Here is a 17,376-nt window from a genome sequence, read left to right on the forward strand (position 1 = left end):
CCCGAATCCTTCACCTGAAATCACGCTAGTCACAGGAGTAACAGATCGGACGGAGGCTCGCCGGGTTGGATCACGGAAATGCCTCACCGGATTAGGTGAATCTCACAGCATGTGGTAACGCGCTCGCAGCCCCGGGCGGGTAATCACCGTCAGGCGTAGTCGGCGCGACCCGCCGCGACCAGCCGCGACACCAGGCCGGCGCCGGTCTCCTCGCGGGTGACCGCGAAGCAGTAGTGGTCCCGCCAGGCGCCGGCGACGTCGAGGTAGCGCTCGAACAGCCCCTCCTGCCGGTACCCCGCCTTGGTGAGAACCCGCAGGCTGGCGGCGTTCTCAGGCCGCACGGTGGCCTCCAGCCGGTGCAGCCCGGCCGAGACGAAGGCGTGGTCGGTGACCAGGGCGACGGCGGCCGTGGCGACCCCGCCGCGCACGACGTCGGACGAGACCCAGTAGCCGATCCAGGCGGACCGCAGCGACGCCCGGACGACGTTGCCGACGGTGATCTGACCGGCGAGACGGCCGTCCAGGGTGATCGTGAACGGCAGGCAGAGCCCCCGCCGCGCGAGCGACCGCAGCGCCGCCCACTGTGACGGCCACGACCAGAACGCGTTGCGCTCGGGCCACGGCCCGATGCCGGTCGGCTCCCACATCTCGAGGTGCGCGCGGTCCCGGAGCCGGATCCGGCTCCACTCGCCGGCGTCACGCAGCCGGACCGGCCGGATCGCGACCTCCCCCGCGGGCACCCGCAGCGGGCCGAGACGCGCCGGCCAGCCCGGATGCCTGCTCTCGACCGGGTAGGAGACGCCCGACACGGAGTTCATCAGGCCCGTTGCGCCAGGAAGGTGACCTGGACCTGCTCGCCCGCGGCGACGTCGGTCATCTCCTCCGGCACGTTGATCAGGCAGTTCGCCTCGGCCAGCGACGCGAGCAGGTGCGCCCCGGACTGGCCGAGCGGGTGGACCAGGTACTCGCCGTTGGCCTCGTCACGCAGGAGCTGCCCACGCAGGAAGCCGCGACGGCCCTCGGTCGACGTGATGGGCGACAGCAGCCGCGCACCGACGATCCGCCGGTGCGGGTTGCGCGTGCCGCGGGCGGCCCGGATGAGCGGCCGCACGAGCACCTCGAACACCACCAGCGCGCTCATCGGGTTGCCCGGGAGCAGGAACGTCGGCACCGAGTCGGGCCCGAGCCTGCCGAACCCCTGCACGGAGCCGGGGTGCATCGCGACGCGCGTCGAGTCGATCCGGCCGAGGTCGGACAGCGCCGAGTGGACCTCGTCGCCGGTGCTGCCCCCGGCCCCGCCGGCGACCACCACGATCTCCGACATCAGCAGCCGGCCTTCGACGATCTCCCGCAGCCGCTTCGGCTCGCTCGACACGATGCCGACCCGGCTGACCTCGGCGCCCGCGTCCCGCGCGGCCGCGGCCAGGGCGTAGGAGTTCACGTCGTAGACCTGCCCGACCGACGGCGTCCGGTCGATGTCGACCAGCTCGTCGCCGACCGACACGATCGAGACCCGCGGCCGCGGGTAGACCAGCACCTTCGCGCGGCCGACCGCGGCGAGCAGGCCGACCTGGGCCGACCCGATCGTGTCACCGCTGCGGACCGCGACGTCGCCGATCTGGACGTCCTCGCCGGCCCGGCGCACGTACCCCGCCGAGGGCACCGAGCGGTGCACGGTGACCTTGGCCTGGTGCCCGTCGGTGTAGGCGAGCGGCACGACGGCGTCGGCCAGCGTCGGCAGTGGCGCGCCGGTGTCGACGCGCACGGCCTGCCCCGGCTGGAGGCGCCGCGGCTGGCGCGAGCCCGCCGCGATCTCGCCGACCACCGGCAGCTGGACCTCCTCCTGCCCGGCCGCGCGGACGTCGACGCTGCGCACCGCGTAGCCGTCGACCGCCGCCTGGTCGAACCCGGGCAGCGCGTGCTCGGCGACCACCTCCTCGGCGCAGAGCAGGCCCTGGGCCTCGGAGATCGCCACCCGCACCGGCCGGGGCCGGACGGCGGCGTCCAGCGTCATCGCGATCTGGGCGTCGACCGAGCGGAACTCGGCCTCCTCCTCGGCCACGTCGGGCCGCGCCGCGTCGAGGGATTCCGTCATGGGCGATCTGTCCCGATCCGTTCCGTCAACCACGCCCGTAAAGATGGACCGTACTCGGGCGTTTCAAGCGCGAAATCGACCGCGGCGCGCAGGAAACCACCCGGATTCCCCAGGTCGTGGCGTCCGCCGCGGTGCACGACGATGTGCACGGGGTGTCCTTCGGTGATCAGCAGCGCGACCGCGTCGGTCAGCTGGAGCTCGCCGCCGGAGCCCGGGGTGATGCGCTTCAGCGCGTCGAAGATCGCCCGGTCCAGCAGGTAGCGGCCCGCCGCGGCGTAGGTCGACGGCGCGTCCTCCGGCTTCGGCTTCTCGACCATGCCGTGCACCTGCTTGACGTCTTCGTCATCGGTGTCGGTGACGTCGAAGACGCCGTACGGCGAGATCTCGGCCTTCGGGATGTCGAACGCGCAGAGCACGCTGCCGCCGTGCTTGGCCCGCACCTCGCTCATCCGCTCGAGCACCCCGGTCGGCAGCACGATGTCGTCCGGCAGCAGCACCGCGACGGCCTCGTCCTCGGGCGTCAGGTTCGGCTCGGCCTGCGCGACCGCGTGGCCGAGGCCGAGCGCCTGCTCCTGGATGGCGGTCTCGACGGCCAGCAGCGCGGGAGCGCGGCGGACCTTCTCCAGTAGCTCGGTCTTGCCCTTGGCCTCGAGGTTCGCCTCCAGCTCGGGCTGGGTCTCGAAGTACTTGACCACGGCTTCCTTGCCCGGCGAGGTCACGATGACCAGGCGTTCCGCGCCGGCGGCGGCCGCCTCGGCCGCGACCAGCTCGATCCCCGGTGTGTCCACCACGGGCAGTAGTTCCTTGGGCACGGCCTTCGTCGCCGGGAGGAAGCGTGTACCGAGCCCGGCGGCAGGCACGATGGCGGTTCTGAACGTCTTGGAGGTTGCGGCGCCCGTCATGGGCGCAAAGCCTAACGTGAGGCCATGCATGCGCTGGGCAATGAGCACCTGAGCAAGGCGGAGTGGCGTACGCGGCTCACCCGCGCGCGGGCGGGACAGACCCCCGAATCGCACGCCCAGGAGGCGTCCGCGCTGGTCAGCGCCGTGTCGAAGGTCACAGCCACGACCGTGTGCGCATACCTTCCCTTCGGCACCGAACCGGGCACGACGGCGCTCGCCGACGCGCTGGCCGCCGGCGGGGCGCGGGTCCTGCTGCCGGTCATCCGGCCGGAACCGGGCCCGCTCGACTGGGCCGAGTACACCGGCGAGGCCGATCTCCGGCCCGGCCGGCTGCGGGGCATCCTCGAGCCGACCGGAAAGCGCCTGGGTGTCGAGGCCGTGGGCGCGGCAGAGCTGATCTTGGTGCCCGCGCTGGCCGTCGACCACCAGGGTGTCCGCCTCGGCCGGGGTGCCGGCCACTACGATCGCTCGCTGGTGTTCGCCGCGGCCGGCGCGGACCTGCTCGCCGTCGTCCGTGACGAAGAGCTGGTCGACCGGCTGCCCGGGCAACCTCACGACGTGCGGATGAGCGGGGCCTTGACTCCCGGTCGAGGCGTGCTCGAGCTGCCGATGTGAGCAACGCGGAATTGCTTTCGGGGAATGCTTTCAAGCACAATCTAGTTGGCACTCTTGTCGGATGAGTGCCAGCAAAGGAGCCCTCAGTGCCTACGTACCAGTACGCCTGCAAAGAATGCGACCACCGGTTCGAAGCCGTGCAGTCGTTCTCGGACCCCAGCCTGACGGTCTGCCCGCAGTGCTCCGGGCCGCTCCGCAAGGTCTTCAGCTCGGTCGGCGTCGTCTTCAAGGGCAGCGGTTTCTACCGCACGGACTCGCGTGAGGCGAGCAAGTCGAGCACCACGGCGGCCCCGGCGAAGAGCGAGACCAAGTCCGAGTCGAAGTCGGAGACCAAGTCGGAGTCGAAGCCCAAGTCCGACTCGGGCGCGGCATCCTCCTCCTCGGGTACGACGAAAACCGCCGCCGCGGCTTCCTGAGCCCGGGGTTATCCACAACACCCCAGTTGTCCACAGGCTGCGGACGAGGCCCTTCCGGCGGCCCGTCCGCGGCTCCTAACGTCGATCTTGTGCGGCACGTGGCCGCACTCGATCCGACCGAGGAGGACCTGTGGACGTCTTGGCGAAGCTCCGCACACTCGATCTCACCCGGCTGCTGGGCCGGCGCACACGGCTGCTCCGCCGTTGGCTCGCCGTCGGCCTGGTCCTGACCGGGGCACTGCTGGTCGCGCACCCCGGCTCCGCACGCGGCGCACCGACGACCCCGACCGTCGTCGCGGCCCGCGACCTACCCTCTGGCGCCACGCTTCGCGCGTCCGACGTCCGGCTCACCGAACTCCCCGGCGACGCACGCCCGTCGGGTGCGCTGATCTCCCTTGACGCCGTCGAGGGACGGTTGCTCGCGGGCGCCGTCCGCGCCGGTGAATCCTTGACCGACGTCCGGCTGGCGACGACCATCCCCGCTTCGGGTGATCCCGCGACGGCGACCGTGCCGGTCCGGCTCGCCGACTCGGCCGTCGCCGACCTGCTGCGGCCTGGACAGCGCGTCGACGTCGTGGCCGCACCCGAACCGGGAGCGTCCACCTCCGTGCTGGCCAGTGGCGCCGTGGTGGTGACGATCGGGTCGCCGGACCCGGCCGCGGCGCGTCCGCTGGCCGGTCCGGCCAAGGGACCGCTCGTCCTGCTCCGGCTCCCCGAGGCGATCGCGACGCGGGTGGCGGCGATTTCACTGGACCGTCCGGTAACGGTTACTCTCCGCTAGCCCGCGCCCGCCGAGACGGGCGACGGCATCCCCCGGCAGGCTTCGGGGCGGTGGAGCAACCGTCCCCGTTCGTGAGGAGAACAAGTGCTCAAGGGTTTCAAGGACTTCCTGATGCGCGGCAACGTCGTCGACCTCGCCGTCGCGGTGGTCATCGGCTCGGCGTTCACGGCCATCGTCACGGCGTTCACCACCGGCCTCATCAAGCCGCTGATCAGCACGATCGGCGGCACCGACGCCGCGCAGGGCCTCGGCTACCAGATCTTCGACAACAACAAAGCCACGTTCTTGGACTTCGGCAGCGTGATCAACGCGGCGATCAACTTCGTGCTGGTCGCGGCGGTCGTCTACTTCGTGATCGTGCTGCCGGTGAAGCACGTGCAGGAGCGGCGCAAGCGCGGCCAGGAGCCGGGCCCCTCGGAGCCGACCGACGTCGAGCTGCTCATCGAGATCCGCGACCTGCTGCGTGCCCAGGCCCAGGGCGGCAACCACCGCCGCGACTGAACGTCGCGGATCGGAACGGTTCAGCGGTCGTGGTGCGGCGGCCGGTTCTCCCGGTACCAGTCGTCCGGGAGGCCGGTGCGCCGGTCGGGGTCACGCTCGTCGGAGGTCGTCTCCGGCAGGACGTCCCCGAAGATCTCGTCGACCCGGCGGCGCCGCTCGCTGCTGGTCTGGGGGTCGCGTTCAGTGCCCGGCATGCCCCCAGTGTCCCACGAGGCGTTCCTTGACAACTCAAGAGCGAAGTTCAGGCCCGCCGTCCGCGCGCTCGCGCACCGACCCGGGATTCATCAACGGGCCGGCCACGCGAGCACGGAGGGGTCACACCTCTTCGAGGCCCGAAAGCTCGTCGATCACGTGCGGCACCAGCGAGGTCAGGGTCGCCATCCCGTCCCGCACCGCAGAGCGCGAGCCGGCGAGGTTGACCACGAGCGTGCTGCCCGAGACGCCCGCGAGCCCACGCGAGATCCCGGCGTCGACGGCGCCGGCGGCCAAGCCGGACGCGCGGATCGCCTCGCTGATGCCCGGGATCGGGCGGTCGAGCACACCGGCGGTGGCGTCGGGGGTGTTGTCACGCGGCAGCACACCCGTGCCGCCGACCGTGATCACCAGGTCGGCACCGCCGATCACGGCGGTGTTGAGCGCATTGCGGATTCCCACGGTCTCGGCCTCGACGACCACCACGCCGTCGACGATGAAGCCCGCTTCTTCGAGCAGCTCGGTGACCAGTGGTCCCGTGGCGTCCTCGTGCTCGCCGTGCGCCACGCGATCGTCCACGATGACCACGAGGGCCCGGCCCAGCCGTTGTGCACTCCGTTCCATGCGCCCACCGTAGTCGGTTTCGGCGGTCCGCCGCCGGGAGGTGCCCGGTGAGTTCTGACGATTCCGTGACGTGACCGCGCTCGTCGCGACGGCACCCGGCGCGCGCCCCTAGCGTGTCCGTTATGCGCGTACTGCTCACCGGCGGAGCCGGGTTCATCGGGTCCCACATCGCCGATCAGCTGGCCGATGCGGGCGACGACGTCGTGGTGCTCGACAACCTGCTCCCGACGGCGCACGGCTCCCGCACACCACCGGCCTACACCGGACGGCACCGGTTCCTGCGCGGCGACGTCACCGACGCCGAGATCGTCGCCGAGCTGCTGGACGGCGTCGACGCGGTGTGCCACCAGGCGGCCGTCGTCGGGCACGGCGTCGACCCGTCGGACGCGCCGTCGTACGCCCTGCACAACGACTACGGCACGGCGGTGCTGCTGGCCGGGATGCACGCGGCCGGGGTGCGGAAGCTGGTGCTGGCGTCGTCGATGGTCGTCTACGGCGAAGGCCGGTACTCGTGCCCGGACCACGGTGTCGTCCCACCGTCGCCGCGGCGGCCGTCCGATGTGGACGCCGGCCGGTTCGAGCCGCGCTGCCCGGTCTGCGGCACCGAGCTGGCGTGGCAGCTGGTTCCCGAAGACGCGCCGTTGAACCCGCGCAGCACGTACGCGGCGACGAAGCTGGCTCAGGAGCACCTGGCCGGCGCGTGGGCCCGCCAGACCGGCGGCAGCGTCTGGGCGATGCGCTACCACAACGTTTACGGTCCGCGGATGCCCCAGAACACGCCGTACGCCGGGGTCGCGTCCCTGTTCCGGTCGGCGCTGGTCCGCGGCGAGGCACCCCGGGTGCTGGAAGACGGCCGTCAGCAGCGCGACTTCGTGCACGTCGACGACGTCGCGCGGGCGAACGTGCTCGCTCTGCGCGCCGACGGCCCGGCGGGCGACATCACCCCGGTCAACGTCTGCTCCGGCACCCCGCACACGGTCGGCGAGCTGGCCGAGGAGCTGGCGCGGGCGTGCGACGGCCCGGTACCGCAGGTCGTCGGCGGGGCCCGGGCCGCGGACGTCCGGCACGTCGTCGCCGACCCCGCACGGGCCCGGGAGCTGCTCGGGTTCACCGCGGAGGTCGGGTTCGCCGCCGGCATCGACGGATTCGCGACGGCGGAGCTGCGGGACCCGGTTTCGGCCTGACGGGAATGGCTCGGCGACCGTCGAACTTGTCCCTGTCATGCAGCGGATCACCGTGGGCGGCTACACGATCGAAGCTCTGACCGACGGCCTGTGCCGGATCCCGATCCCGTTCTTCCCCGGACTGGAGCCGGCCGAGCACCCGGACGTCCTCGACCCGGACGGCACCGTGCACCTGCCGATCGGCGCCTTCCTGGTCCGCGGCCAGGGCCGCACCATCCTCGTCGACACCGGGTTCGGCCCGCGCGAGACCGGCTTCCCGCACGGCGTCACGCCGGCCACGGGCGACCCGGCACCGCCGATGGGCGAAGGCGGCGATCTCCTGGCCGCACTGGCCAAGGCGGGCGCGGCACCCGAGGACGTCGACACGGTGTTCGTCACGCACCTGCACTCGGACCACGTGGGCGGGCTGGCGCCGGAGGGCACGCCGGCGTTCGCCCGCGCGCGGATCGTCCACGGCGCGGCGGACTGGCACCCGATGGTCGAACGGCTGAGCCACGACGACTGGAGCCGGGTCGGGCTGGAAGCGGTGCGCGCGGCCGGGAACGTCGAAGGGATCCACGGCGAAGCGGTCCCGCTGGCCCCCGGCATCACCGCGCGGCACGCGCCGGGCCACACCCCTGGGCACTACGTCCTCGACGTCGAGGCGGACGACGAGCGGCTGATCCTGCTCGGCGACGTCATCCACACGCCGGTGCAGCTGCGCGACGACCGGGTCCACTTCATCGCCGACCACGACCCGGCCGAAGCGGCCCGCACCCGGCAACGCTGGCTGGACGAAGCCGAGCGCACGTCGGCGGTGATCGCCCCGGCGCACTTCCCCGGCCTGGAGTTCCTCCGGCTCGGCCCGGGACGGACCCCGGTCGCCGTCTAAGGCTTCATCGCGCACGGCCTTTTCGACCGCGCCGGGTCCCGGCGCGGTCTGCACACCGCACGCGGCGAGCACGAGCAGGACCGGAACCGACGATCGCGCCGAGCACGTCGACCGACTGGAACTTGATCGACTTCATGGCCGGCGAGTTCCCCCACGGCAGCGGGCCGCTGTTCCCGGACGTGCCGGCGCCGGACTCGGTCCGCTTCTCCGGGCCCGGATCGGTGCCCGCCGCGGCGGAGGCGTGGATCGGGCTCTCGTCGGAACGGGACGTGCAGCTGTAGCTGATCTTCAGGCCGGGCGAACAGGCGAACCCACAGCTTGAGTTCGAGACCGCGTCCCAGCCACCGCCGGGCGGCGCGTAGCCGGTGCCACCTCTGCCGGCGGCGGTCGGCGACACGAAGGCGGGCGCCGGCGCGGCCTCGTCGGAGTGGCCCAGCCTCTGACCGGAAGGTGACCAGCCGCGCCGGCCGGGACTCGGATCGAGCGGAACTCCCACCTATGTGGGCGTCACCGGACCTACGACATCGCGAGGGGCAGGCGAACCTCGAACCGGCAGCCGGGGCCGTGGTTGTGCACGCCGATCTTCCCGCGGTGCGCCTCGACCAGGCCCTTGGCGATGGCCAGGCCGAGCCCGCCGCCGGTGGTCGTCCCGCTGCGCTCGGGGGTGCGGGCCTGGGTGCCGCGGAAGGCGACGTCGAAGACCCGGCCGATCTCGTCGTCCGGGATGCCGCCGCAGGAGTCGTCGACGGCCAGCAGGGCCTCGTCGCCGTCCACGCCGATCTGGACCGCGACCGTCCCGTCCGGCGGGGTGTGGCGGATCGCGTTGGACACCAGGTTCCGCACGATCCGGGCCAGTTCCGGGTCGCTGCCGGAGACGATCGGCCACGTCTCGGCGTTGGCGAGCACCCGCACCCGTTTCCGCTCGGCGACCGGGCTCTGGGCGGCGACGGCGTCGCTGACGACGTCCCGCAGCGGCACCGCGGACATGGTGAGCTCGAGTGCGCCCGCGGTGATCCGCGAGAGCTCGAACAGGTCACCGACCATCCCGGACAGGCGGGTGGTCTCGCCGCTGATCCGCTGGGCGTAGTCGGCGACCTCGTCGCGTTCGGAGACGACGCCGTCGGCGAGGGCCTCCGCCATCGCCTGGATGCCGGCCAGGGGGCTGCGCAGGTCGTGGCTGATCCAGGCGACCAGCTCACGCCGTGACGCCTCGGCCGCGCGCTCCCGCTCCCGCGCCTCCCGCTCCCACACACTGCGGCGCGCGATGGCCCGGCCGAGGATGATCGCGGCGGGCACGGTGACCACCCCGACGAGCAGGCAGACCAGCAGCATCGTCGTCAGCGCCGGGGTGAACATGAACCCGCTGACACCCAGCACGCCGACCAGAGTCGCGAGCACCGGGATCAGCACCAGCACGGTCAGCGTGGTGGCCAGCGAACCGCGGCGCAGCACATAGAGCACCACGCCACCCAGCACGGCGACCGGGAGCGCGAACAGCAGCGCCAGCGGCAGGATGTGCCAGAGGTGCGCGAGGATGTCGGCGAAGGGTTCACCGGATTCGATCACGGTTGCTCCCGGTCGTAGCGGTAGCCGACGCCCCACACGGTCGCGACCCGGGTCGGCTTGGCCGGCTCGCGCTCGATCTTCTCGCGCAACCGTCGCACGTGGACGGTCACCGTGGACTGGTCGCCGAAGTCCCAGCCCCAGACCTTCTCCAGGAGGTCCGCCCGCGAGTAGGCGACGCCGGGGTGGCCGAGGAAGAACGCCAGCAGGTCGAACTCCCGGGTGGTGAGCGGGAGTTCACGGCCGCCGATGGTCGCGGTGCGCGCGGTCATCTGCAGCCGCAGGTCGCCGTCCACGAGTTCCGCGGCCACGGGCTGCGGCCGGGGCATCCGCGCACGGCGCAGCACGGACGCCACGCGAAGGGCGAGTTCCTTGGGGCTGAAGGGTTTCGTCACGTAGTCGTCGGCGCCGAGCTGGAGTCCGGCGATCCGGTTCTCCTCCTCGCCGAGCGCGGTGAGCATGACGATCGGCACCTGGCTGACCTGGCGCAGCCGCTTGCACACCTCGAGGCCGTTGATCCCGGGCATCATGACGTCGAGGACGACGAGATCGGGCTCGCGGGCGGAGAACTTCGCCAGGCCCTCGGCGCCGTCGCCGGCCATGTCGACGGTGAACCCGGCCACCTCGAGGTAGCGGCGTACGACGTCACGCACGGTCTCGTCGTCGTCGACCACGAGCACGCGCCCGGCCTGATCGCCTGTCATGTCTTCACCAGCCCGTCAGCAGCAGATGGTTGACCGCCAGCGCCGTCGCGGCCTGCGCGGCCAGCCACCACCGGCGCCCCGGCCGTGGCAACAGAGCCGTCATCGGCAGCAGCCACGCCCCGAACGGTAGCCAGATCCGTTCGGTCTCCGCTTTCGACAGGCCCGAAACGTCGGCGAAGATGATCGCGAGCAGGGCGGCGATGCCGAGGAGGAGCACCGGGTCGGCCCACACCGCGCGGCGGGGGCGGGGCAGGAACGCCTCGGTCAGGCCACGCCGGAGGGCAGCCACGACCGCGGGGCCGAGAGCCACCACGACCGCGGCCAGGTCCGCCCACACCCAGTAGGAATACGGCCGGACCAGGGCGACTCCCTGGTAGTAGCGCTCGACGACCAGGTGGTAGCCGTCGAGCCACCAGAAACCCGCCCAGGCGAAGAGGGCGACGACAGCCAGCGCCGCCACGATCGCCAGCGCCGCCGCCCGCCACTGCCGTCCGAGCACGGCCACGGCCAGCGCGACCACGCCCAGCAGCACCAGGCCGTAGGACAGGAAGATGCCGAAGCCCAGCAGTCCACCCGCGGCCAACCCGGCGGGGACGGCGTACCGGCGGCCGTGGGCGAACCCGTTCGCGGACAGTGCCAGCAACGCCAGGCCGGTGGCCGTCACCCCGGCGAACAGGCCGTCCGCCGACACGCCGATCCACACCGCACCGGGGGTGAGCACGGCGAAGGGCAGCACCGAGCGAGCCGCTTCCGGCCGGCCGAGCAAGGCGACCGAGGCGGGCACGGCCACCGCCACCAGGCTGCCGACGAGCACGACGGCCGTCGCCGCCCACGCGCCGCCGTGCAGGCCGAGCCGGTCCAGCCAGACGAAGACCAGCGTCGCGCCCGGCGGATGCCCGGACACGTGGGTGGTCCAGGAGTTCGGCTGGAAGTCGAGGATGCGGGAGGAGAACTCGCGCAGCATCCGCGGGATGTCGGTGATCCCGGGTACCTCGTGCAGGTACTCCTGGGGAATGGTGAGGTGCCCGGCGAACCCGCGCGTCCAGCCGTCGACCAAGGTCAGCGAAAAGATCCAGGCGAGCGACGCGAAGTAGCCGGCGACGAGGGCGCGGCGCCACGGCAGGCGAGCGGCCAGAGCCGGGCCGTGGAGCACCACCGCGGCGGCGATGAGCACCGCGAACACCGACCCGGGGCCGACGTGCGGCAGCCAGTCGGCGAACAGCGGTGGCGCGCTGACGAAGATGACGACGCCGGAGTTCGGGCGGTTGTAGTAGAGGCCGACCGCGGCGGCCGCGGCGACGAGCACCACGGCCGCCGCGACGGCGAGAAGATCGGCCCGGCGGGCGCGGCGCTCGGGTCGATCGGGTGCCGGGGCTTCGGGTTCGCGGGCAGGCGGCTCGGCGAGCCTGGCTGCCGAATTCGGCTCGCTCATCGCCGTCCACCTTAGGGCCGCTTGCCGGGTTTCACGGCCTGGCGACGGCAGCCGTAACGAGCCGGTAAGAACTCGTCACCCGGTTGGTCAATGTCATGATTTGGTAAGCAGCACAATGCTTTCCCACTGTCCACCATAGACCTACGGTCAGCGGCGTGACTGACTTGGAAGTGGACGTGGTCCTCCCCTGTCTCGACGAGGCAGGCGCCCTGCCCGGAGTGCTCGCGGCTCTGCCACCGCACTATCGCGCGATAGTGGTCGACAACGGCTCGGCAGACGGCTCTCCCGAAGTGGCCGCCGCGCTCGGTGCGAAGGTGATCCACGAGCCGCGTCGCGGGTACGGCGCCGCCGTGCACGCCGGCCTGGAGGCCGCGACCGCGGACATCGTGTGCTTCGCCGACGCCGACGGCTCCCTGGACCTGGCCGACCTGCCGCGGCTGGTGGCGGCGGTCTTCGACGGCGCCGACCTGGCCGTCGGGCGCCGGGTGCCGACCGGCCCCGGGGTCTGGCCGTGGCACGCGCGAGCGGGCAACGTCGTGCTGTCCCTGCTGCTGCGCACCCGCGGGCTGCCGGTGCGCGACATCGCGCCGTTGCGCGCCGCGGACCGGCGGGCGTTGCTCGGCCTCGGCGTCACGGATCGCGCGTTCGGTTATCCCCTCGAGCTGCTGATCAAGGCACAGCGCGCCGGGTGGCGGGTCCGCGAGTTCGACGTCCGTTACGGCGAGCGGGCCAAGGGCACGAAGTCGAAGGTGTCCGGGTCGGTGCGGGGCACGCTGCGCGCGGTCCGCGACTTCGGGCGGGTGCTGGCGCGATGACGGCCCGGTTCGTGCTGCTGGTCGTGGCCAAGGCACCGGTGCCGGGATTCGCCAAGACCCGGCTCTGCCCGCCCGCGACCCCGGCCCAGGCGGCGGAGATCGCCGCGGCCGCCCTGCTCGACACGCTCGACGCCGTCTGCGCGGTGCCCGGCGCCGCCCCGGTCGTCGCGATGACCGGTGACCTCGGCGCCGCCACGCGGGGTGCCGAAATCGGCCTCGCGCTGCGCCGCGCGACCTTGATCCCACAACGCGGCTGGGACTTCGGCACCCGGCTGGCGAACGCGCACGCGGACGCCGCGGCCGTGCACGCGGGGCTGCCGATCCTCCAGATCGGCATGGACACCCCGCAGGTCACCCCGGATTCGCTGGCCGCGACGATCGCGCCGATCCTGCGCCACGGCCACGACTCCGTGCTCGGCCCGGCCGCGGACGGTGGCTGGTGGGCCCTCGGGCTCGCCGACCCGCGCCGGGCCCAGGTTCTCGCGGGCGTCCCGATGTCCCGTGACGACACCGGCGCCCGCACGTTGCGCGCCCTGGTCGCCTGCGGCTTGGAGCCCCAGCAAACGGTCGAACTGTCCGATGTGGACACCATGACCGACGCCCGCGGGGTGGCGCTCGAATGCCCGGACGGCCGGTTCGCCCGCGCCGTCGCGGCGGTCCGCGGCCGGGTGGTGGCGTGATGACGGCCCCGGCGAGCACCGGAAACGAGTTCGACCACGGCCTGCTCGGCCACCACTGCTGGCTCGAACTGCCGAACGGCGAACGGTTCGAGCTGCCGGTCGAGCGCTGGGCCCAGGCGTCCGACGGCGACGAAGTGCTGCTCGATGCCTGCAGCGGCCCGACCCTCGACATCGGCTGCGGCCCCGGCCGGCTCACCGCCGCACTGGCCGAACGCGGCGTCGTCGCGCTGGGCGTCGACAGCTCGCGCACGGCGGTCCGCCTGACCCGCCGCCGCGGCGGGAGCGCGTTGCACCGCAACGTCTTCGACCACATACCCGGCGAAGGCCGTTGGCAGCACGTGCTGCTGGCCGACGGCAACATCGGCATCGGCGGCGACCCCGTGGTGCTCCTGCGTCGCGCGGCCGAACTGATCGCCGCGGACGGCGACGTCCTGGTCGAGCTGGACCCACCGGGTGGCGGCCTGCGGCACGAGCGCGTCCGGCTGCGGCCCGGCCACGCCGACGTCGCGTGGTTCACCTGGGCCTGGGTCGGCGCGGACGCCATCGCCGAGGTCGCGAACCGGGCCGGGCTGCACGTCGACCGCACCACCCGGCACGGTCACCGTTGGTTCGCCCGGTTGGAGAAGCCGTGAAACTGCCGATCCCCGACGAGAAACAGTTCAAAGCGGCGGCGCACAACGAGCGCGTGACGTCGAAGATCGGGCTGGCGCTGGCCGTCACCTTCACGACCTGCTTCGTGACGGGCCTGATCAGCCACCTGATCCAGCACCCACCGGAGTGGTTCTTCTGGCCGAGCCGCCCGGCCGGGCTCTACCGGGTCACGCAGGGGCTGCACGTGATCTCCGGAGTGGCGTCGATCCCGTTGCTGCTGGCGAAACTGTGGAGCGTCTACCCGAAGCTGTTCGGCCGGCCGCTGGTCCGCTCACTGCCGCACGCCCTGGAACGCCTGTCGATCCTGGTGCTGTCGGGCTCCGCGTTCTTCGAGCTGACGACCGGGCTGCTGAACGTCGCGCAGAACTACCCGTGGACGTTCTACTTCCCGCAGGTCCACTACGCGGTCGCGTGGCTGGCGATCGGCTCGATCCTGGTGCACGTCGCGGTCAAGCTGCCCGTCATCCGCCGCGGGCTGAGCCGGGTCAACGGCGAGGCCGAGGAGCGTCCGGCCGCCGGACTGTCGCGGCGCGGCTTCCTCCGCACCACGGGCCTGGCGACCGGGGTGGCGGTCGTCGCCACGGCCGGGGCCACGGTTCCCTTCCTGCGCGGCGTTTCCGGGCTCGCGTGGAAGACGAGCAAGGGCACGCAGGGCCTGCCGGTGAACCGCACCGCGGTGGCCGCGGGCGTCACGCAGACCGCGCAAGCGGCAACCTGGCGGCTCTCGGTGGTGACCCCGCGCGGCACCACCGCGTTCTCTCTCGACGAGCTGCGCGCCCTCCCGCAGACGACCGCCGAGCTGCCGATCGCGTGCGTCGAGGGCTGGAGTCAGTCGGCGACTTGGCGCGGAGTCTCCTTGCCGACGCTGCTGAAAGCCACCGGATCCCAACCGGGGACGGCGGTGCGAGTGTCCTCTTTGGAGCGTGCCGGGCTGTACGGCGTCAGCGTGCTCCCGGGCGAGCACACCGCCGACGACCTGACACTGCTCGCGCTGGAGCTGAACGGCGACGTCCTCGACATCGACCACGGCTTCCCCTGCCGGATCATCGCGCCGAACCGGCCCGGGGTGCTGCAGACGAAGTGGGTCACGAAACTGGAGGCGCTGTGAAGATCGCCCGTGCGCTCTTGGCTTTGCCAGGTCTCGCCGCCCTGGCGTGGGGCGTGGTCCTGTTCGCCGAATACGCGCTGCCGTTGCGCCCGGACGTGTTCGGCACGGTCGGCTGGCTGGTGGGCGGCCCCATCCTCAACGACGCCCTCATCGCCCCGCTGACCGCCCTCCTGGGCGTCGCCCTGGCCCGAGCCCTACCCGCCCCTTGGAAAACCCCGGTAGTCACGGGCACAGTCCTCACCGGCATCCTGGCAATCCTGGCGTTCCCGCTCCTCTGGCGCCCCTACGGCACTGCCCCCATGCCCGGCCTGCACGACGGCAACCCAGCGCTGGGTCTGACCCTCACGCTGGCCGCAGTCTGGCTGCTCGTCATCCTCACGGCCCTACGCCACCGCCTGGTTCCCCACCCGAAGCGCCCACTCGCCACGCGACCCGACCCTCCAGGCACGCAAGCCGACCCTCCAGGCAAGCTAACCGACTCTCCGGGCACACGCGTCGACCCTCCGGACACACGCGATGCCCCTCCAGTCACGCGTGATGCCTCCCCAATCACGCGTGATGTCCCGCCGGACACGCCAGAAGCCCGTCCGGACGCCCCGTGAATGCGGCCACGCGCGACCGGCGTCGAAATCCGGTCGCGCGTGGCCTTGTGGGTCCGGCCCCGGTGTACGGGGGTCGAGCCGAAGCTGGTCTCGGCCGCCGCCGAGGCGGCCGAGCGTCTGGAATGGATCAGTTGGGGGTGACGGGCTGCCCGCCGAGGGTCACCTCGACCGTGCGGCCACCCTGGAGGGTGAACGTGGCCTTCTCGTCCGGCGCCCGGGTGCGGATCGCGGCGACAAGCGTGTCGGACGAGTCGATGTTGCGGTCGTCGATCTTCGTGACGATGTCACCCGACTTCAGGCCGGCCTTGTCCGCCGGGCTGCCCGGGGTGATGGCCCCGAGTTCGGCACCGCCCTGCGGGGCGTCCTTGACCTGCGCGCCGATGTAGGTCTGCACGGCCTGGCCGGTCTTGATGATCGTGTCCGCCGTGCGCCGGGCCTGGTCGATCGGGATGGCGAAGCCGATGCCGACGTTGCCGCCCTCGGACGCGCCCTGGCCCTGGCCACCCTGCCCGGATTGCGGGCTGTAGATCGCCGAGTTGATGCCGATGACCTGGCCCGACATGTTGGCCAGCGGGCCGCCCGAGTTGCCCGGGTTGATCGCGGCGTCGGTCTGCACGGCGTCCATCACCGTGGTCTGGTCACCGGTGCTGCCGCCCGCCCGCACCGGCCGGTGCAGCGAGCTGACGATGCCCGAGGTGACCGTGCCGGCCAGTTCGAACGGCGAACCGATGGCGACGACGGACTGGCCGACGCGCAGGTCGTCGGACCGGCCGATCTCGACCGGGGTCAGGTTGCCGACGCCGTCGACCTTGACCACCGCGATGTCGGTGGTCGGGTCGCGGCCGACGACCTTGGCGGCGGCCTTCTTGCCGTCCTGGAACACGGCCTGGATCTGCCCGCCGCCCGCGGCGACCTCGACGACGTGGTTGTTGGTCAGGATGTAGCCGTCGGTGCTGATGACGAACCCGGAGCCTTCGCCGGCCCCCTGCTGCCCGCTGACCTGCAGTTCGACGACGCTCGGCGACAGCTTCTGCGCGACGGACTCGACCGACCCGGCCGGCGCGTTGCCGGTCTGCTGGGCCGGCTTCGGCGCGTCCAGCGCGTTGCTCGACGGGCCCGACGTCCCGCCCGTGAGGTACCCGACGGCTCCGCCGGCGATCCCGCCGACCAGCAGCGCGACCAGCGCGACCCCGGCGAGCAGCTTGCCGCCGGAGCGCTTCTGCGCCGGCGGCGCGGCCGGGGTGTTGTAGATCGACGTGCCGGGCTGCGCGTACGGGTTCGGCGGCGGGTAGACGCTCTGCTGGGTCTGCCCGTGCGGCGGCGTCTGCGCACTCTGCGCGGACCACGGGTTCGCGTTCGGCGTCCCGTAGGACGGATCGGCCCCCGTGACCGCGTGGTAGGACGGCTCGGCCGGCGCCGCGTACTGCGGCGTGCCGGACTCGGGCGAGGCGACGCCCTGATCGCCATAAGGACTGCTGCCGCCCTGGTCGCCGTACGAGCTGCCGGACGCGGTGGCGTTCTGCTCGCCGTAGGGACTCCCGGCCCAACCGCCCTGAGCGGCCTCCTGGCCGGGCTGGGCGTCCGCGGAGGGCCGCGGGGTCGCGGGGTCGTGCGCGGTGGGGTCGTTCTCGGTCATGTCA

The 17,376-nt window shown here is 72.5% G+C and carries 21 protein-coding genes; 12 read left to right on the top strand and 9 right to left on the bottom strand.

The genetic code is table 11. The features are described 5' to 3' along the window. Positions 1–149 precede the first annotated feature (149 nt). From ACGFMK_RS00595 to ACGFMK_RS00605, 3 genes are read right to left on the bottom strand one after another with little or no spacing between them, the layout of a single operon-like run. The gene (locus ACGFMK_RS00595) at positions 150–818 is read right to left on the bottom strand and encodes a GNAT family N-acetyltransferase (RefSeq protein ID WP_392755741.1); all 669 of its coding nucleotides are present in this window, start codon (positions 816–818) and stop codon (positions 150–152) included. After that, on the bottom strand, positions 818–2,095 hold the full coding sequence (gene glp / locus ACGFMK_RS00600; RefSeq protein ID WP_392755744.1) for a gephyrin-like molybdotransferase Glp: 1,278 nt from the start codon (positions 2,093–2,095) through the stop codon (positions 818–820). Before glp ends, ACGFMK_RS00595 begins: the two co-directional genes overlap by 1 nt. Then, the gene (locus ACGFMK_RS00605; RefSeq protein ID WP_323323866.1) at positions 2,092–2,997 is read right to left on the bottom strand and encodes a UTP--glucose-1-phosphate uridylyltransferase; all 906 of its coding nucleotides are present in this window, start codon (positions 2,995–2,997) and stop codon (positions 2,092–2,094) included. Before ACGFMK_RS00605 ends, glp begins: the two co-directional genes overlap by 4 nt. A 24-nt stretch (positions 2,998–3,021) precedes the next feature. On the opposite strand from ACGFMK_RS00605, the gene ACGFMK_RS00610 reads away from it, so the two are divergent. The 4 genes from ACGFMK_RS00610 (at position 3,022) to mscL (ending at position 5,310) form a co-directional block, all read left to right on the top strand. Continuing rightward, the gene (locus ACGFMK_RS00610; protein WP_392755748.1) at positions 3,022–3,612 is read left to right on the top strand and encodes a 5-formyltetrahydrofolate cyclo-ligase; all 591 of its coding nucleotides are present in this window, start codon (positions 3,022–3,024) and stop codon (positions 3,610–3,612) included. An 86-nt stretch (positions 3,613–3,698) separates the two neighbouring features. Continuing rightward, positions 3,699–4,028, top strand: coding sequence for an FmdB family zinc ribbon protein (locus ACGFMK_RS00615; protein ID WP_323323870.1), 330 nt, complete (start codon positions 3,699–3,701; stop codon positions 4,026–4,028). Positions 4,029–4,158: 130 nt separating this feature from the next. After that, complete coding sequence (locus ACGFMK_RS00620; protein ID WP_392755750.1) at positions 4,159–4,809, top strand: SAF domain-containing protein; 651 nt, start codon at positions 4,159–4,161, stop codon at positions 4,807–4,809. Positions 4,810–4,893: 84 nt separating this feature from the next. Then, positions 4,894–5,310 (top strand): large-conductance mechanosensitive channel protein MscL, encoded by a 417-nt coding sequence (gene mscL / locus ACGFMK_RS00625; RefSeq protein ID WP_323323874.1) that lies wholly within the window; start codon positions 4,894–4,896, stop codon positions 5,308–5,310. A gap of 20 nt (positions 5,311–5,330) precedes the next feature. Here mscL and ACGFMK_RS00630 read toward each other — a convergent pair whose 3' ends face one another. Then, a complete protein-coding gene (locus tag ACGFMK_RS00630; RefSeq protein WP_323323876.1) occupies positions 5,331–5,504 on the bottom strand; it encodes a hypothetical protein in 174 nt (57 codons plus the stop codon). 121 nt (positions 5,505–5,625) lie between these two features. Next, the gene (locus tag ACGFMK_RS00635) at positions 5,626–6,126 is read right to left on the bottom strand and encodes a molybdenum cofactor biosynthesis protein B (RefSeq protein WP_323323880.1); all 501 of its coding nucleotides are present in this window, start codon (positions 6,124–6,126) and stop codon (positions 5,626–5,628) included. Between the two features lie 122 nt (positions 6,127–6,248). Between ACGFMK_RS00635 and ACGFMK_RS00640 the strand changes: the two genes are divergently transcribed. From ACGFMK_RS00640 to ACGFMK_RS00650, 3 genes are all read left to right on the top strand, one after another. Beyond that, a complete protein-coding gene (locus tag ACGFMK_RS00640; protein ID WP_392755755.1) occupies positions 6,249–7,310 on the top strand; it encodes an NAD-dependent epimerase/dehydratase family protein in 1,062 nt (353 codons plus the stop codon). Positions 7,311–7,347: 37 nt separating this feature from the next. Continuing rightward, the gene (locus tag ACGFMK_RS00645) at positions 7,348–8,181 is read left to right on the top strand and encodes an MBL fold metallo-hydrolase (protein ID WP_392755758.1); all 834 of its coding nucleotides are present in this window, start codon (positions 7,348–7,350) and stop codon (positions 8,179–8,181) included. 122 nt (positions 8,182–8,303) lie between these two features. Next, positions 8,304–8,462: a hypothetical protein gene (locus ACGFMK_RS00650; RefSeq protein WP_392755760.1), complete on the top strand. Its 159-nt coding sequence runs from the start codon at positions 8,304–8,306 to the stop codon at positions 8,460–8,462. A 235-nt stretch (positions 8,463–8,697) separates the two neighbouring features. Here the strand turns inward: ACGFMK_RS00650 and ACGFMK_RS00655 are convergent, their stop codons facing one another. The 3 genes from ACGFMK_RS00655 to ACGFMK_RS00665 are packed head-to-tail and all read right to left on the bottom strand — an operon-like array spanning position 8,698 to position 11,880. Then, entirely contained in the window at positions 8,698–9,747 is a 1,050-nt protein-coding gene (locus tag ACGFMK_RS00655; protein WP_392755763.1) for a sensor histidine kinase, read from the bottom strand. Further along, positions 9,744–10,448, bottom strand: a complete 705-nt coding sequence (locus ACGFMK_RS00660; protein ID WP_392755766.1) for a response regulator transcription factor — start codon at positions 10,446–10,448, stop codon at positions 9,744–9,746. Before ACGFMK_RS00660 ends, ACGFMK_RS00655 begins: the two co-directional genes overlap by 4 nt. Before the next feature lie 4 nt (positions 10,449–10,452). Beyond that, positions 10,453–11,880, bottom strand: coding sequence for a hypothetical protein (locus ACGFMK_RS00665; protein WP_392755768.1), 1,428 nt, complete (start codon positions 11,878–11,880; stop codon positions 10,453–10,455). A gap of 170 nt (positions 11,881–12,050) precedes the next feature. Between ACGFMK_RS00665 and ACGFMK_RS00670 the strand changes: the two genes are divergently transcribed. Genes ACGFMK_RS00670 through ACGFMK_RS00690 form a run of 5 tightly spaced genes read left to right on the top strand, consistent with a single transcriptional unit; the run spans position 12,051 to position 15,736 of the window. Beyond that, the gene (locus ACGFMK_RS00670) at positions 12,051–12,695 is read left to right on the top strand and encodes a glycosyltransferase family 2 protein (RefSeq protein ID WP_392757529.1); all 645 of its coding nucleotides are present in this window, start codon (positions 12,051–12,053) and stop codon (positions 12,693–12,695) included. Beyond that, positions 12,692–13,375, top strand: coding sequence for a DUF2064 domain-containing protein (locus ACGFMK_RS00675; protein ID WP_392755771.1), 684 nt, complete (start codon positions 12,692–12,694; stop codon positions 13,373–13,375). Before ACGFMK_RS00670 ends, ACGFMK_RS00675 begins: the two co-directional genes overlap by 4 nt. Beyond that, positions 13,375–14,007 (top strand): methyltransferase domain-containing protein, encoded by a 633-nt coding sequence (locus tag ACGFMK_RS00680; RefSeq protein WP_392755773.1) that lies wholly within the window; start codon positions 13,375–13,377, stop codon positions 14,005–14,007. The genes ACGFMK_RS00675 and ACGFMK_RS00680 overlap by 1 nt, the downstream gene beginning before the upstream one ends. Further along, a complete protein-coding gene (locus tag ACGFMK_RS00685; protein ID WP_392755776.1) occupies positions 14,004–15,134 on the top strand; it encodes a molybdopterin-dependent oxidoreductase in 1,131 nt (376 codons plus the stop codon). Before ACGFMK_RS00680 ends, ACGFMK_RS00685 begins: the two co-directional genes overlap by 4 nt. Further along, positions 15,131–15,736, top strand: a complete 606-nt coding sequence (locus tag ACGFMK_RS00690) for a hypothetical protein (protein ID WP_392755778.1) — start codon at positions 15,131–15,133, stop codon at positions 15,734–15,736. Before ACGFMK_RS00685 ends, ACGFMK_RS00690 begins: the two co-directional genes overlap by 4 nt. Before the next feature lie 127 nt (positions 15,737–15,863). On the opposite strand, the gene ACGFMK_RS00695 is transcribed toward ACGFMK_RS00690, so the two are convergent. Continuing rightward, positions 15,864–17,372, bottom strand: a complete 1,509-nt coding sequence (locus tag ACGFMK_RS00695) for a trypsin-like peptidase domain-containing protein (protein WP_392755780.1) — start codon at positions 17,370–17,372, stop codon at positions 15,864–15,866. Positions 17,373–17,376 lie beyond the last annotated feature (4 nt).

The organism is Amycolatopsis sp. NPDC049252 (genome assembly GCF_043197175.1).
Classification (GTDB): domain Bacteria; phylum Actinomycetota; class Actinomycetes; order Mycobacteriales; family Pseudonocardiaceae; genus Amycolatopsis.